This window comes from Aurantibacter sp., from assembly GCF_042094015.1.
In the GTDB taxonomy this organism is placed as follows: Bacteria; Bacteroidota; Bacteroidia; order Flavobacteriales; family Flavobacteriaceae; genus Aurantibacter.
In genome coordinates, this window is sequence record NZ_JBELDZ010000052.1 from 730 (window position 1) to 17,298 (window position 16,569).

At 29.4% G+C, this 16,569-nt stretch carries 11 protein-coding genes; 3 read left to right on the plus strand and 8 right to left on the minus strand.

The features are described 5' to 3' along the window. The 6 genes from ACFDSN_RS08450 to clpB form a co-directional block, all read right to left on the minus strand. Window positions 1–2,093, minus strand: a 2,093-nt coding sequence (locus ACFDSN_RS08450; protein ID WP_375239411.1) for an IPT/TIG domain-containing protein, incomplete at its 3' end; no start/stop codon positions are given. Window positions 2,094–2,181: 88 nt separating this feature from the next. Continuing rightward, complete coding sequence (locus tag ACFDSN_RS08455; protein WP_375239412.1) at window positions 2,182–4,515, minus strand: choice-of-anchor L domain-containing protein; 2,334 nt, start codon at window positions 4,513–4,515, stop codon at window positions 2,182–2,184. Between the two features lie 104 nt (window positions 4,516–4,619). Further along, window positions 4,620–7,082: a DUF5686 and carboxypeptidase regulatory-like domain-containing protein gene (locus ACFDSN_RS08460; RefSeq protein WP_375239413.1), complete on the minus strand. Its 2,463-nt coding sequence runs from the start codon at window positions 7,080–7,082 to the stop codon at window positions 4,620–4,622. 102 nt (window positions 7,083–7,184) lie between these two features. Then, window positions 7,185–8,807 carry a S8/S53 family peptidase gene (locus tag ACFDSN_RS08465; protein WP_375239414.1) on the minus strand — a complete coding sequence of 541 codons (1,623 nt, stop codon included), beginning with the start codon at window positions 8,805–8,807 and terminating at the stop codon, window positions 7,185–7,187. Between the two features lie 12 nt (window positions 8,808–8,819). Further along, window positions 8,820–9,281 (minus strand): SsrA-binding protein SmpB, encoded by a 462-nt coding sequence (gene smpB, locus ACFDSN_RS08470; RefSeq protein WP_375239415.1) that lies wholly within the window; start codon window positions 9,279–9,281, stop codon window positions 8,820–8,822. 261 nt (window positions 9,282–9,542) lie between these two features. Then, window positions 9,543–12,149, minus strand: coding sequence for an ATP-dependent chaperone ClpB (clpB, locus tag ACFDSN_RS08475; protein ID WP_375239416.1), 2,607 nt, complete (start codon window positions 12,147–12,149; stop codon window positions 9,543–9,545). 232 nt (window positions 12,150–12,381) lie between these two features. On the opposite strand from clpB, the gene ytxJ reads away from it, so the two are divergent. The 3 genes from ytxJ to ACFDSN_RS08490 all read left to right on the plus strand — a co-directional run bounded on the left by ytxJ (window position 12,382) and on the right by ACFDSN_RS08490 (window position 14,304). Next, on the plus strand, window positions 12,382–12,768 hold the full coding sequence (gene ytxJ, locus ACFDSN_RS08480) for a bacillithiol system redox-active protein YtxJ (protein ID WP_375239417.1): 387 nt from the start codon (window positions 12,382–12,384) through the stop codon (window positions 12,766–12,768). A gap of 127 nt (window positions 12,769–12,895) precedes the next feature. After that, the gene (locus ACFDSN_RS08485; RefSeq protein ID WP_375239418.1) at window positions 12,896–13,396 is read left to right on the plus strand and encodes a hypothetical protein; all 501 of its coding nucleotides are present in this window, start codon (window positions 12,896–12,898) and stop codon (window positions 13,394–13,396) included. 392 nt (window positions 13,397–13,788) lie between these two features. Then, window positions 13,789–14,304 carry a GNAT family N-acetyltransferase gene (locus ACFDSN_RS08490; protein WP_375239419.1) on the plus strand — a complete coding sequence of 172 codons (516 nt, stop codon included), beginning with the start codon at window positions 13,789–13,791 and terminating at the stop codon, window positions 14,302–14,304. Window positions 14,305–14,423: 119 nt separating this feature from the next. Here the strand turns inward: ACFDSN_RS08490 and ACFDSN_RS08495 are convergent, their stop codons facing one another. Together ACFDSN_RS08495 and ACFDSN_RS08500 are read right to left on the minus strand one after the other, a co-directional pair. Then, window positions 14,424–15,599: a hypothetical protein gene (locus ACFDSN_RS08495; protein ID WP_375239420.1), complete on the minus strand. Its 1,176-nt coding sequence runs from the start codon at window positions 15,597–15,599 to the stop codon at window positions 14,424–14,426. Between the two features lie 51 nt (window positions 15,600–15,650). Further along, window positions 15,651–16,569, minus strand: a 919-nt coding sequence (locus tag ACFDSN_RS08500) for a hypothetical protein (protein WP_375239421.1), incomplete at its 5' end; no start/stop codon positions are given.

Consider the following 16,569-nt stretch of genomic DNA (forward strand, 5'->3'; position numbering starts at 1 on the left):
TCTCCAGCATTTAGTTGTGTTCCAGTTCCATTTGTAGCAGTAAAATAATTTCCATTTGTAAGTACCGGTAAAGTAAAGTTAGCACAAACCGTTTCATTAGAAAGTGTGTCTACAGGTGGATTTCCGCTAACAGTAATTGTAAAACTACTTTCATTAGAACAATTATTAGGAGCAGTACCAATTTCGTTATAAATAAAAATGGTTTGTGTAGTTGAAATAATATCTCCAGCATTTAGTTGTGTTCCAGTTCCATTTGTAGCAGTAAAATAATTTCCATCTGTAAGTACAGGTAACGTAAAGTTAGCACAAACTGTTTCATTAGAAAGTGTGTCTACTGGTGGATTTCCTCCAAAAGTAATTGTAAACTGACTTTCGTTTGGACAACTACCTACATTGTTATAAATAAAAATGGTTTGTGTTGCTGAAATAATATCTCCTGCATTTAGTTGTGTTCCAGTTCCATTAGTAGCGGTAAAATAGGTTCCGTTTGTTAGATTTGGTAAAGTATAGTTAGAACAGACTGTTTCGTCAGAAAGTGAATCTACAGGAGTAGGACTAATAGTAATAGTGAAAAAACTTTGATTGTAACAAATATTAGGAGCAACTCCAACAGCATTATAAATATATATGGATTGTGTTGTAGTTATTACATCGCCAGCATTTAACTGTGTGTCGGTTCCGTTTGGACCAGTGAAATAATTCCCGTTTGTAATAACAGGTAAAGTAAAACTTACACAATCAGTTTGATTACCAACTGAATCTACAGGTGGATTTCCTGTAATAGTAATGGTAAAACTACTTTCATTAGAACATAAGTTTGGAGCAGTTCCAACTTCATTATAAATAAAAACAGTTTGTGAAGTCGAAATAAGATCACCAGCATTTAGTTGTGTTCCAGTTCCATTTGAACCCGTAAAATAGTTTCCATTTGTAAGTGTTGGTAAAGAAAAACTTGTACACTCTGTTTCGTCAGGAAGCGAGTCTACAGGCGGATTTCCAACTTGTAATAAAGCACTGTTAGAAATTAAATTACAAGAAGAAGATGTTATTTCGCAGTGATACTGGTTGTTATCAAAAGAAATTGGTGTGTTTGAAATTGTTAACGTATTTGTTGTTGCTCCAGAATAATTAGCATCATTAACTATGTCTACCCAATTTCCAGAACTGTTAAGAATTTGCCATTGATAAGTATATGTATCACTACCAGATACTGATACAGAAAAAACAACGTTATTATTTTCGCAAATACTTTGTGAGTTTGGTGGTGTAATTGTTGGTGTATTGTTAGAAATTGGATCTGCTGTATGTGATCCTAAATTAGCACAATCCTCATTTAAATTTATAAGCCAATCACTAGCGTTATAGGTTGTCTGTGGAATTGGAGCATTTGCATTTCTAATTAAGGTGTAACCTCTTTCATTTGGAGCATTAACTATATCTACTATTGTTCCGCTTTTTAAAAGTTTAAATTCATCATTGTCATTAATTCCTGTAGCAACATTAAAGTCAACAGATAAAGATGGGCAATCCGAACCGCTTCCTAATAAAATAATAAAAGTATCTAAAGGAGCAATTGTCCCTAATGGATTATAGGTGTGACTTGGTGTTGCATTTCCAATATCTCCATAACGATCAATAATATAAACACCATCTAAAACTATTGGTGAACTTGTAGGGTTAAAAAGTTCTATTACAGCATAACTTCCTGAAAAGGCATCATAAATTTCAGAGATATAAAGGTCTCCCGTAGAGCATCCAGAAGATAGTGTGGTAAATGTTGATGGTGATATTCCAGTACATCCACCAGAACTTGTAATTGAAATATTAGAAGATTGAGTAGTTCCAGCTGGAAGATATACTGCTATTTCGGTATCATTAATGATATTAAAAGTTGCATTTATCCCGTTAAATGTTACTGTGTTTGCTGTATTAAAGTTTGTTCCAGTAATATTTATTAGCGTGTTTTCTGGACCGTTAAGTGGAGAAAAACTAGTAATTACAGGATTAGGACAGTTATTTGTGTTATTTGATAAGCCTGTCTTAAAAATAAAGAAAGTAAAAATAAGACAGAATAGTAATTTAGTATATTTCATTTAAAAAAATTAATGCCTACAAAGTTACGTATATATAGGCATTATTAAAAGAAATGTAAACAAGATGTTTAAACAAAAAATGTAAGTATTATCTTTTTAATGTAAAATGACCAGTAGTGGTTAGGCCATTTTGTCCTGTAATTATGAACCAATAATCTTCTGTTGGTAAATATGCATTATTAAACTTTCCATCCCAACCTCTACTTTTTGGAGAAAGTTGTTTTAATAACTTACCGTATCTGTTAAAAATTTTGATGTCTAAGTCAAAATTGACAGTATCAGAAATGCCTATAGGTTTCCAATAGTCATTAAACCCATCTCCGTTTGGAGTAAAGAATTTTGGAACACCTAATATAGAAATAGATTGACTTGTTAGACCGCAGCCATTTTTTTCTCTAACATATATAGTATGAAAACCTGGGGAAACACTAGTAAATGTATTTGAATTTTGATAAATTATAGATGGATTGTCTATGGCGTATTCAAAATCACCAGAATTTAAGGTTTCTATAGTTACACTATTGTTGCCTGATAATTCTGTAAAATTTATATTAGAAATTACAGGTGTTTCTACAGAATTAACATTTATAACTTGAGAAATTTGACAGTTGTTAGTATTGGTTACGATAAAAGTATATGTTCCAATGGTGTTTATTTCTATGGTTGATGAAGTTTCTGTAGGTAATGGATTATTATTAAAAGTCCAAGAATAGATGTCTGTAGGTTCTGGATTTAAAACTCCACCATTAAGTGTTATAGTTTCTGGGAAATTATTTATACAATAATTAATGGTGTAATCTGATTCTACTTCAGGTCTTTCAAGGGTATTTAGAAAAGTAGATCCAATACTAAAACAGTTATTAGTACTTGTATCAACTCTAACATAAATTAATTGTGTGTTAGGTGTGGTGTTAATAAAATTTGTAGGTATACTATTTGTACTTGCTAATGCATTAGCTTCTGAAGTGTAATAAGTTACTATTACATTAGTTGGTATTTGTGTTTGTATTTGAGATCCAATTTCATTTAAGTCAAAAGATGTAACTCCATCAATAATTTCATCGTCACAACTATTTAATGGTAAAATATTTAAAGTGTTGTTTGAAATTGTAAGTGTTAGTTTTGCTATAGAAGTACAATTAGTTCTTTGATTACCTATTACAGCATAAACTTCTTGGTTTATATTTGTGTTGCTAAAGGCGTTAGGGTTTGGTATTGGGCTTGTTTGAGATAAAGCAGCTAATTCAGAATTGTAGAAGTCAAATATTAAATCGTCTGTATGAGTTATAATTTCATTTTCAGCATTGAATAAATTATATGTTGTAAATCCATCTTGATTTTGGTCACATTGTTCTAAGGTGGCATTGTTTACTATTGGTAAATCTGCGTATTCTATTGTAATTTCCCCTGTTGAAATACAAGTACTATTTAAAGTTACTTCAACTTCGTAAAATCCTTGGTCTGTAATTGTATATTCTGGGTTGATTTGACCTAATAAATCAGCACCATTTTTTTTCCACTGATAGCTAATTGCATTACTTTGTGTTGCGTTTACGGTTAAAGTTTCTGTACCACAAAGAGCCGTTAAATTGCTTAATAATTTATCTGGACCTAAATCTGTTGTTAGTTTAAAACTTCCAGCCTCAAGGAAAACAGCAGAATCATATCTATAATTTTGTTCATCTGCAATTACTAGTTTTACGTGATACGTTTGATTAGGGATTGTATTTGCTGTTGCTGTTAAAACTTTAGTTTGCCCATTAAAATTTATTGGCGCATTATTACCATTAAAACTTTCAAAGTAAATTTCGTTTTGAGCCTCGCAACCATTTGGGATTTCTGGATGTACCGTAGTTACTTTTACAGGTGTATTTGTTTCAGGAACTAATGCTATGTTCTCATAATTAGAACTACCAACAGGTTTAATTAAAAATCCAAATAAATCCGAAAAATTACAAGTGCTAGAGTTGTTTTCTTGATATTCTTCTGAAGCAAAAATATATCTAAAACTTATTTGGTTTGCAATAGAGGTAAAGTCGAATTCTAAAATAGTAGCATTTAAAGTTCCAGATTCTTGTAATGCTATTTCTAAATCCGAATCTCCAATCCAATTTGTTCCATCATCATCAGATAATGTCGTGTTTGGTCCTTGAACATTATTAAGTTTTCCTGTACTTAAAACTATTCCAGACTGAAAAGGAAAATTAGATCCATTAGCATCAAAATAGCCAAAACTTTTTTCTGTGTTACCAAAGTTACCACTCACTGCATTTGTAACTACAACATCTGTAATACAATTACTGTCTATTAAGATGTCTTCAATTAGTTCTTGTGGTGTATAGGTTTGCTGATCTGTTACAATATTCTGAGAATAGAATATTACAGAGTAAAAGAATAAGATAAATTTTAATAAACCTTTCATTTATAGCAATTGGAAAGCAAAGATAAGCACAAACCGAATGTTTATTCTAAAATGAAATGTTAAAAATATTTTGTTATTATAGTCTAAAGTTGTCTTACATATTCTTACAAACTAATACCAAACATTACTGCATCGTTTAAAAAACCACTTTGGTAAGAGCGAACATAATCTACACGTAAAAAACGGTATTTACCAAAACCAATATTATCTAATCCAATAGAAAATTCCGAGTAAGGTTTATAGGCATCAGAACTAATAAATTTAGCACCTGTAACTAAGTTAAAATTTAGTTTGTTTAAAACTGGAATCCTATTCATTATAAAGCCCTTAAAGTTATGTTCGGAATGAAATTCTACATAGTTAGTATTAGTACTTAGTCCATAATAGGGTAAATTTTTAAATGTATTTATATGATTTCCATCTGTAATTATGTGTGTTTGATTCCCATTAAAATGCTTATAATCTATAAATGATATATTTTCAGCATTATTAAAAAGTCCTCCTTTTAAATTATAGTTAATCTCTCCAGTTGCACCAAGATTAAAACGTTGTTTTAGTGTGGCATTAAATTCATCAAAATTATAATTTGTATTAGATCCATTAAATCCTTTTTTATAACCTAAATATAAAGTTGGATATTTAGAGTTGGAAATATTGTATTTACCGTCTGGATAACTTAAATAGTTTTGTGCAAAATTAATTTTAGCATTTAGTCTAAAACTATAGAGTTCATGCGTTTTAAAAGCAGGGGTGTTAGTTGCGCTTTCGTTTAAAGGATTATTACTTGTGTAAATATCATCGCTTTGGTTAATTGTAACATAATCGGAATTATTGACTAATGCTTTTCTACGTTCATAATTTAAACCTGTACTCAGATTTAAACCGTTAAAGACTTCTTGAGAATAGTTTAAAGAAGCATAAGTTTTATCGAACAATTTCATATAATTATCTTCAAAATATAAGGTACTAATCATATTTTCAAGATTAGAAATTGGGTTGCTACCATTAAATTGAACCGCTTTAGTACCACCAGAAATATTTAAAACAGGTCTTTTAATACTATTAAATTTATAGAAAATTTGGCCTCTAACTCTTAATCTATCTTCTGCTTCTCCATAAGAAATAGCTGTGCTTACTCTAAAAAAACGCTTATATTCGTCTATGTTTTTAGTAAAATCAAAGCGCATATCACTATTCCAACCTTGAACTGTATTAAAACTTATTTTCTCTATTGGAGATGTAAATCCAATGGACCATTTTTTAGCTGAGTTTTTATAAGTATAACCACTTAATAAGTTGCCTAATTTAAATGTATTGTTTTTTTTATCTATTGAATCTAGGTATTGTTTTGAGTTTCTAACTAATTCTACACTATCTTTTTTTACATAATCTATTGCTTCTTCTTGTGTTAAAGGAACTTGCCTTTTTAGACTCCAATAGATCGAGTCTTTTTTATTTGCATTATCTTCAAAAGATAAAACTTGGCGTGTAAAATTCTTTTCCTCAAATTCTGGGTTAAAATTATAATCGCTAAAAACAACAGTATATTTCCCTTCGCCTTCAAACCCAAAGAACTTAAAATCAAAATCAAAGGTTTGAGAAATTTTTGCCCAAATATTATCAGATTTAGAAAAGGTATAAGATTGCTTTAGTTTAAATGTGTTTACAGGTGTTATTCCTGTTTGTTTTCCTGTAATATAAACGTCTACACCATATAAACTCCAATGGTCTTCCACGATATATATAATACCAGCAAAAGCCTTATCGTTTTCTCTTTTAGGTTTAATTTCAATTTTATTTATTAAAAAGCCATCTTCGTAAAAATCCCCTAATAATTTGTAATCGTAATAACTAAAAGCATTATTTGATATCGGAGAGACTATTTGTTCTCCTAATTCAAAGGTGTTATTGTAGAAATTAAAATTAGTATCGCTAGCGCTATTAAAACTAAATCCATTATTGTTTCCACTTACTTTACTGGCAACAATAGTTTCTTTTAAATCCTTTGGATATTGGTATTCTAATTTAGAAACTGTTTCGGATAAATATATAATACCTTGTCTTGTAGAATCTAAATTACCTTCAAGATCTCCAACTTCCTGACCTAAAATTTTTTCTGGCGCATTTAACAGTTTTATTAATCCACGAGAATAAAAATTGGCTGTAAATGTGTTCTGTTGTTTTAAGTTTTCTTTTCTTTTTGCAATTGCTGCTCTAATTATTGCATGTGCAGGATTTTCTTTAGAATTTATTACTACTTCGTTTAAATTAACAGATTCCTCTTCAAGTTCTGCATTTAATGTAAAAGGAAAGCTAGAAATTGTAACTTCTTTTTTAAGAGTTTTAAAGCCTAAATATTGAAAAACAAACGTATATGTCCCTGCTTTTTCTAATTCTAGTTCATATAAACCATCATTATTGGTTGTGGTTCCAATATATGTGTTTTCAATAAAAATGTTAACAACTGGTAGGATCTCGTTAGTAGCAGATGTAACTTTTCCTTTCACTTGTGCGTTTAAAAATAATGTTGAGACTAAAAAAATGCAAGTAGATATAGCTCTAATCATAAGTTGGTTTTATTTTAAAGACGTAAATTGTAATTAAATAGTTGCTTAAAAAAAACAAACCTATAAATTTAAATGAGTATTTAGAGATGTTCTAATCAAATTTTAATTAATGATTAACTTTTTACTGGCTATTTTGTCTTCACTCTTTATTTTTACTAAATATATTCCTTTAGAAAAAGCACTTAGATTTATTGTTGTATGAGAATTGGTAGAGTTAATTTCTTTAATTTTCTTACCAAGAATAGAGTAGATGCTAATATTTTTAGAATGATTAGACTTAGTTTTAATATTTAACACGGATTTTGCAGGATTTGGATACATGAAAAAATCAGTATCATAAGCAAAATTATTTATGCCTAACGTATTGTTTAAACTAATAATTGCTGCTTCCATATTTGGAAATGGTCCAATATTTCCACCAGTTCCTTGAGCAATTCCTGTATTTACAATTAAAGAACGCATTGCAGCTGGAGACATATAAGTGCCTGTTTGCGCTAAATGATACGATTGTAGTACAGCTGTAAAACCTCCTAAAGTTGCGGTTGCAGAACTTGTTCCAGAAAAAGATGGGTAATAAGATTGGTTAAAATCACTTCCAAAAACAATAGAAGAACCATAACTTGCGGTAGCATATACGTTTTGTCCCCAACCATGCATATCCACTCTTGAACCATAAGTAGAAAAACTCATTTTATTATGGCTTGTATTAGAGCTTCCTGCGCCTATAATTAATGCACCACTATCGCCTCTTGCATTATATGAATCGTAGAAAGTGTCATCTAAATTTTCATTTCCATTTCCTGCAGCTGCAACAATAATAATTCCTGCATCAGATGCTGCTTTGGATAAGTCCCAAATTACTTGTTCATATTCTGCTAAAACAAATTCTCCGTTTTGCCCACCAGTTTGCATTTCAAAAATAACAATATCTCCAGCTGTAGAATTAGCAATAGCATTAGATGTTGCAGTAACTCTATTATAGCCATATTCTTCAGTCCATTCTGGGTATAAAATATATTCGTTTGCATTGTATGAAATTCCACTAATTCCATAAGTACCTTTATCTGCAAAAACAATTCCAGCTACAGCACTTCCATGCTCTGTGTAAGCAGTTGTTGCTGCGGAATTTATTGTTGTTCCAGGAGCTAAACTTGCGTTTTGATGATCTAAATCTTCATGGTTTGTATTAATGCCATATTCTACAGCTCTAATATTTATATTAGCGCCATTAATTCCATTATTCCAAGCATACCTTATATTCATACCTGGATTTGACTCTAAATATCCTTGGTTAGGTTCAAAATCTGTAGTTATTGGACTTATATCATGTGGTGGTTTTATTGGTTGCGTATTAGCAGAATAGGCATAAAGTAATTTGTCTGTTTTTTTTAATGTATTTAAAAAATATTTTTTTTCTATTTCTGAAAAAAAGCCTTCTATTCTAAACGTGTTTTTTAGAGTGAAATTTGTTTTAGATAATTTTGAAAGCTTTTCAATTTGAGCTTTTGTAAAAGTATAGGCATTTTTAATATTAAACTCATAATCTGTGTTTAGGTTAATTAATTCAGAATGTGATAATACTTTTTTTGGTGAAGAGAACTCTAAATCTGGACTTAATTTAAAATAAAATCGCGTAAAACTTTTATTCGTTTGAGACCAAATATTTAATATAGAAAACAACATAACAACTACTACTAATACGTGTGTTTTATTAAGTGATTTCATAAGATGCTTTTTTTAGTTATTATGGTCTTTTTTTATTCTAGCTAAATCACGTTTGTTATCACGGTCTTTAATAGTTTCACGCTTGTCGTATAGTTTTTTACCTTTACAAAGTGCAATGTCTACTTTTGCATATCCTTTATCATTAATAAAAAGTCTAAGAGGAATAATGGTTAATCCAGCATTTTGTAGATCACGCTCTAAACCTTTTAACTCTTTTTTGTTTAATAATAGTTTGCGTATAGCTTTTGGTTTATGATTGTAATAGTTTCCAAATGCATATTCCTCAATAGTCATATTAACTACAAAAAGTTCGCCTTTTTCGTTAAATTCACAAAAACTTTCTGCAATTGAAGCTTTGCTAGAACGAATAGCTTTAATTTCTGTTCCAGTTAAAACAATTCCAGCGGAATAACGATCAATAATTTCATATTGAAATTTTGCTTTTTTATTAAGTATGTTAACTTTTTTCTGCATAACTATAACAAATATAAATTATTTCTAATTAATTAGAATAAACTTAGCTTTAAACTATTATTAAATAGCCTATGTAGAATGATAGTGATTATTTTTTAGAATCGATTTTAAGAAGCTATATTATTTTAAGTTTAAATAGAATACATAAAAAAAAGCAACGCTTAACTTAATTAAAGTTTTTGCGTTGCTTTTCAAACTAACCAACCAATACTATAACGAGTCTTTATTTTTAATATTTTATTTAAGCATCGTTAAAATGTGTTAAAGTTTTTTTGTAGCTAAATTACTTTCATTTCTAAAAACCAATTCGTTGTTAAACGCATCTAAAAGTATAATACTATCTGTAGTAACTTTTCCAGAAAGTATTTCTTTACTTAAAGCGTTTAATACTTCTTTTTGAATGACTCTTTTTACTGGTCTTGCTCCATATTCCGGATTATAGCCTTTTTGAGACAAATAAGTTATTGCTTCTAGTGTAGCATCAAAAACAATACCTTGCTCTGCTATCATTTTAGTAATTCCTTTTACTTGTAAAGCTACAATTTGTGTAATGTTTTCTTGAGTTAATGGTGTAAATAAAATTGTATCGTCTATTCTATTTAAAAACTCTGGTCTTACAGTTTGTTTTAATAATGCTAGAACATCTATTTTAGCTGCTTCCATTGCAGTACCTATATCTTTTACTGTATCAAAATGATGCTGTATTGCGGTACTTCCCATATTAGATGTCATTATAATAATGGTGTTTTTAAAATCCGCAATTCTCCCTTTATTATCTGTTAAATGTCCTTCGTCTAAAACTTGTAATAAAATATTAAACGTATCTGGATGCGCTTTTTCTATTTCGTCTAATAAAACCACAGAATAAGGTTTGCGTCTAACAGCTTCTGTTAATTGTCCGCCTTCATCGTAACCAACGTATCCTGGAGGCGCACCAACTAAACGACTTACTGCGTGACGTTCTTGATATTCGCTCATGTCTATTCTTGTCATTGCAGACTCGTCATCAAATAAATATTCAGCTAATGCTTTAGCTAATTCTGTTTTTCCAACACCTGTAGTTCCTAAAAATAAAAAGGTTCCAATAGGTTTCTGTGGGTTTTGTAAGCCAGCGCGACTTCTTCTAACCGCATCACTTACAGCTTCTATAGCTTCTTCTTGTCCAACAACACGTTTATGTAATTCGTCTTCTAATTTTAAAAGTTTTTCACGATCTGTTTGTAGCATTTTAGTTACAGGGATTCCAGTCCATTTTGCTACGACATCAGCAATATCCTCATAAGTGACTTCTTCTTTAATTAAAGCGTTTTCAGATTGTGTTTGTAACTGTTTTTGACTTATTTCCAGTTCTTCCTGTGCTTCTTTTATTTTTCCATATCGTAGCTCTGCAACTTTACCGTAATCACCATCGCGTTCTGCTTTTTCTGCTTCAAGTTTATAATTTTCAATGTTTTGTTTTATTTGCTGAATACTATCTACTACTGCTTTTTCATTTTTCCACTTAGCATTAATCTCGTTACGTTCTTCTTTTAAATTTGCTAAATCAGATTTAAGAGATTTTACTTTCACATCATCTTTTTCACGTTTAATGGCTTCAATTTCAATTTCAAGTTGCATTATTTTACGATCGAGAACATCTAATTCTTCTGGTTTAGAGTTTATTTCCATTCTAAGTTTAGAAGCAGATTCGTCCATTAAATCTATGGCTTTGTCTGGTAAAAAACGATTAGTAATATAGCGTTGAGATAATTTTACAGCGCCAATAATAGCTTCATCTTTTATAATAACTTTATGATGCGCTTCATACTTTTCTTTAATTCCTCTAAGAATTGAAATGGCACTTTCTGTATCTGGTTCTTCTACATTTACTTTTTGAAAACGACGTTCTAAAGCTTTGTCTTTTTCAAAGTGTTTTTGATATTCATCAAGAGTAGTTGCGCCAATAGCTCTAAGTTCTCCTCTTGCTAGCGCAGGCTTTAAAATATTTGCCGCATCCATTGCGCCTTGTCCGCCACCAGCGCCAACTAAAGTGTGAATTTCATCTATAAATAAAACAATATCGCCGTTACTAGATGTTACTTCTTTAACAACAGCTTTTAAGCGTTCTTCAAATTCTCCTTTAAATTTTGCACCAGCAATTAATGCGCCCATATCTAATGCGAAAATCTGTATATCTTTAAGATTTTCTGGAATATCTCCATCTACAATTCTATGAGCTAAACCTTCTGCAATAGCAGTTTTTCCTGTTCCTGGTTCTCCTATTAAAATAGGATTGTTTTTTGTTCTACGCGATAAAATTTGAAGGATACGTCTAATTTCTTCATCGCGACCAATTACCGGATCTAATTTTCCGTCTTGTGCTGCTTTATTTAAGTTTGTAGCAAACTTATTTAATGAGTTATAAGTATCTTCTTGGTTTTGTGATGTAACGCGATCACCTTGACGTAATTCTTCAATAGCGGTTTTTAGTCCTTTTTCTGAAACACCTTGATCTTTTAATATTTGTGCTATCTTACTATTTGATTTAAAAATGGCTAGAATAATATGTTCAATAGAAATATATTCGTCATTCATTTTTTTAGCAATAATAGAAGCCTCACCTAATGTTTTACCTGCTTCTCTAGATAAGGTTAAATCTCCTCCAGAAACTTTAGAAAAACTTTCTATTTGTTTATCTAAAACTTTGTTTAATAAGCTAATATTAACGTTTAGTTTTTTTAATAAGAAAGGTAAAACATTTTCATCTACATTGGTAATGCCTTTAAATAAATGCTCGTTTTCAATTTGTTGTTGGCCATTACTTTGCACTAATTGTTGTGCGTTTTGAATGGCTTCTTGAGATTTTATGGTATAGTTGTTAAAATTCATAACTGATGATTTTTAAGTTGAGTTCACAAACATGAACATATAATCGTTTTCTTTTTCAGATAGATGGTTTCAATTATAGAACCAAAATACAATACCGGTCAAAATGTCCTGTAAAACCTTGTTTTTACTGACTTTTTGACAATGTAAGCTTTCTGTTTTTATTAAGACTAATGCTTAAAACTTAGTAACGTTTAATATGGTAACTTTGTTTTAAATAAGTAAATATTACAATATGGGATTTATAAATAAATTGTTTGGAGGAACAAGCGAGCCGAAAGAAGAAAAGGTTTTACCTTGGATAAACTTAACAGATATAAAGCAACTTGATAGTATTGCCGAAAAATCTAAAACTAAAACGCAATTAGTATTTAAGCATTCTACTAGATGTGGCATTAGTAGTATGGTTTTAAAACAATTTGAAACTCAATACAACTTAGACTTAAATGTAGACTTGTATTACGTAGATTTATTAAATGTAAGAGAAGTGTCTAACGAAATTGGTTATAAATTTCAAGTAATGCACCAAAGTCCGCAATTGATTGTGATTAAAAATGGAGTAGCAGTGGCGCACACAAGTCACGGTGCAATAAACGATATGGATTTATCTACTTTTGTTTAAAGCAAAAACAGTATTTGCTATTTTTTATAATTTGACATTCTCCTTTTTTTAAACGAACTTCGTATAACGTGTGATAGCAAACATTAAAACGATTAGATATCACTTCACTCATTGTGCATAATTGTAAATGAAAAAACATCAGATCATATTTGATAAAATAGCTAAACTATTTAAAGAGCACTTTAAAGAAAACGCTATTATGAGTATTGGAGAATATGATGATGGATATTCTGAAAATCATTTGACGATAAAAAATACAGGAGCTTGGATTTTTTGTGATGAATACGAATTGATCTTTGGAACAGGATTTAATCATAGGCATTATAATCCCGAATTTGATGAATTATTAGATTGTTTAGATGAGTTTCAAAGAATGTTAACAAAACGAAAAAGAAAAACGGATTACTTTAAAGGTAATTACTGCTATAAAACTAGACTTGAGGTTGAATCTGCTAATAACAATTTTAAAGAATTTAGCACTTCCTCAACTTGGTACTTTTCATTCTGGAAAATAACAACGGAAAAAGTTACTATCGAAAAACCAATCATTGACTCATTGGAATTTGAAAATGCATTTATCGAAATAAAAAACTATTCACAAAACGATATATGTGTTCATAGCAGCTAGGTGATAAATCGAAAAGTTGATTTTAAAACATCACCTGAAATAAATTTCATTTTAATAAACAAGGAAATGAATAAGGCAAAAGCAGAAATTCGATTAATTAGCACAGGATTGGAGTTAAATCTCTCCAAAACTAAAGAAAAAAGGATAATAGATGAAATCAAAAAAACTGTGGGTAGAATAAGTTACAGTTGCTAACACGTTATATATTCTAGTATACTTACGAAATCCTCTCAGATTTTCTGTTTTTATTTACAATCTTTGAAACTATAATAATAAAATCAAATGTGAGTAAAGTTTAATGAATTCGCTTACAAAGCAAAAAAAAACAACGTATTTACCTTATAATTTGTATTGGTGTTATTTAATTGGATTGTAAATTTAAAGAAAAAATAATGATTAAAATAAAAATAGCTAAAGAAGCAGATGCAGTAGTTTTAGCTCTTTTAGGTCGATTAACTTGGGCTGAGTCTCATGGGCATTATATAGATGATAAAAATAACCTATTAGAGTATCTAAACAATAATTTTTCAGTTTCTAAAACGAAACAAGATGTAAACAATCCTAAGAATCTTTTCTATATTATTTGTGTTGATGATTTACCCGTTGGTTACGCAAAATTAGTATTAAATGCCATAACCGAAAGTGTAGATTCTCAAAATAATTGTCGACTTGAAAGGATCTTCATTCTAAATGAATTTATACCATTAAAAATTGGGCAACAACTTCTAAATTTTGTTGAACAAAAAGCTAAGCACTTACAATTGGATACAATGTGGCTTTCTGTTTATATAAAAAATGGTAGAGCTATTAGGTTCTATGAAAGAAATGAATTTAAAAATGTTGGAAAATTAAATTTTATAGTGAATGGTATAGACTACGAAAATATAGTTTTTTCAAAAATTATATAAATAAAACTATTCGGATACGTTAAACTGTATATAGAGACTTCTAGAGTCTTTAATAAAAAAACGCATAAAACTCAATTCAGTTTTATGCGTTTTTTTATGTTTAAATACTATTGCGCTTATTATCTAAAATTCTGTCCAGAAATAATAGATTTGAGTTTTGCTTTTAAATCTTCTCCAGTATCAAAAATCATTTGCTCGTTACTTGGAAACTGCACACGTATGTTATTTAAGTAATCTAATAAACCACCATCTAACGCACGATTATCTCCTCTTGAAGTAGCATAAAAATGCTCGAATAAAAAAGTGCTTTCAATTGGGAAACGATCTAGCAATTGGTTAGTTTTTAAATCTTTAAATTCAGCATCAGCTAAAACAGTAGAAGTTTTAAATTGTCTTGTTTCGTAATATTCGCAACGTACTTTAGTGAATTTATCTTCTTTAATATCATTTCCTAAAGAGTCTTTTTTTACATTTCCTTCTTCATCTAAAACATATTTCCAACCATCTTTAACTAATTTTTCTTTTATAATTTCACGTTCTTTAACTTGTTCTGGCGAAATAATAATATTTTTGAAAATTAAAGACATATTAAAATCGTAATCCACATTTGGTAATTTGTTATTATGGTAAACAGTCCATAAATTATCTAATCCATACGTGCTAATATTTAATAAATCCTGTTCTAAGCGTTTTGGAATTATTTGCTGTGTTTCATTTTTTAAATCTAAAGACACATAATCACGACCTTTATTTAAAGCAGTATTAATTTTGCTTCTAACATCTCTAAAGTTTGGATTAATTTTATCAATATATTGGAAATCTTGATAAGATTGTCTTGCATCAAATTTATTATTGCTATTTAATAGGGAAGAAGCTTTACTATATAAATAATCTGATGTTTTGTTTTTGTAATTCACAATATCAGAAGCATAATTGGTGAATTTCAATCTTACTTCACTGCCATTCAAATATAAAGGTAAAACTGGTTTTACGCGTTCTTGACGATTTCTTAAGTTGATGTACTTATTATAAATCTGCTCGTATTTTTCAGGATTATTATCTTTTTTTAGATAATTAATATCGTTTAAATCTCTATCTACAGCTTTATTATAAGCACGCTTTAATAAACCAATGTATTCTTGTTTGCTTTTACGCTCTTTATTAGAACTTAGTTTTCTAATAGCATCGTTTATGGCTTTGTCATAATTACCATAAGTTAATTGTTTTTCAATTTGTTTTGAAGTATTACAAGCTGATAATACTATAAATAATGAAAGGAGTAGAAGTTTTTTCATAATAATAAGTTTGTTAAATATATTTTTTTGATAAGTTATTAATATAAGCGTTTAGTTATTTAATAAGAAACTCTTAAATATTAAAATACCATTATTAGTAACACCATTAACGGTTAGTTTTAAGTTTTTCAACTTATCAGTACTTATATTGAATGTGGTTGTTTTATTTTTAAAAATATTAATATTAGGATGCCAATCTATAGTCTTAAAGTTGTTTTTAATAGATTCTGTTGCGTAATTTATTAAGCTAGATTCAAACCTGTTAAAGTTTTCAGAAAAACCAAAATCGGCAATAAAGTTGTTTAGGTTTTTGTTTTTAGTAGCTACAGCTTTACCATCAGAACCTTTAATAGTTATTAATGTAATAACACCTTTTGGATATGATGAACCAAATCCTGCTCCTCTAGGGTTTAATATAATGAATTCAAATTCTTTGGCCTGTCTAAAATCTATTAAACTTACATCTGTACCAATTGGAGATCCGTCTAAAATAACATTTAAAGGTGCATCTCCAGTATTATTGAAAGTTTTTAGATATCTTTCATTATTAAGGTATGGAACTTTATCGCTTGTGTATTTTAAGGTTACGCCAGGTAATGATTGTAAATACTGTAGAATATTCGTGTTAGAGTAAGGGGAATCTTTTGGGCTAAATACTTTTGAGAAACCAACCCCAACAATACCTCTTCCTTTTAAATTTAATTCAGTCTCTTTTTTAGCTTCATTTTTAGTTCTAGTTATAGTAACTTCGTCTAATATTTGAGCACCTTCAAACGTAACAAATTCTAAATTTTCAATAGTTGTTTTCTTTTTCTCTTCATTTACTTTTTTAAGTTCTTTAGTTTCTAAAGAATTTATATTTATAGAAGATTTGTTTTTAAATTCAGTAAATTGTTTATAAATATAAAAACCAGCATTTATAATTTTACCTTTTTTGTCTAATAATGCCAATTCATAATTAGAATCTTTT

Excerpts from the sequence above, each read along its gene's own strand:
- ACFDSN_RS08455 (WP_375239412.1), bottom strand. The coding sequence starts at position 4,515 with ATGAAAGGTTTATTAAAATTTATCTTATTCTTTTACTCTGTAATATTC.
- ACFDSN_RS08460 (WP_375239413.1), bottom strand. The coding sequence starts at position 7,082 with ATGATTAGAGCTATATCTACTTGCATTTTTTTAGTCTCAACATTATTT.
- ACFDSN_RS08465 (WP_375239414.1), bottom strand. The coding sequence starts at position 8,807 with ATGAAATCACTTAATAAAACACACGTATTAGTAGTAGTTGTTATGTTG.
- smpB (WP_375239415.1), bottom strand. The coding sequence starts at position 9,281 with ATGCAGAAAAAAGTTAACATACTTAATAAAAAAGCAAAATTTCAATAT.
- clpB (WP_375239416.1), bottom strand. The coding sequence starts at position 12,149 with ATGAATTTTAACAACTATACCATAAAATCTCAAGAAGCCATTCAAAAC.
- ytxJ (WP_375239417.1), top strand. The coding sequence starts at position 12,382 with ATGGGATTTATAAATAAATTGTTTGGAGGAACAAGCGAGCCGAAAGAA.
- ACFDSN_RS08485 (WP_375239418.1), top strand. The coding sequence starts at position 12,896 with ATGAAAAAACATCAGATCATATTTGATAAAATAGCTAAACTATTTAAA.
- ACFDSN_RS08490 (WP_375239419.1), top strand. The coding sequence starts at position 13,789 with ATGATTAAAATAAAAATAGCTAAAGAAGCAGATGCAGTAGTTTTAGCT.
- ACFDSN_RS08495 (WP_375239420.1), bottom strand. The coding sequence starts at position 15,599 with ATGAAAAAACTTCTACTCCTTTCATTATTTATAGTATTATCAGCTTGT.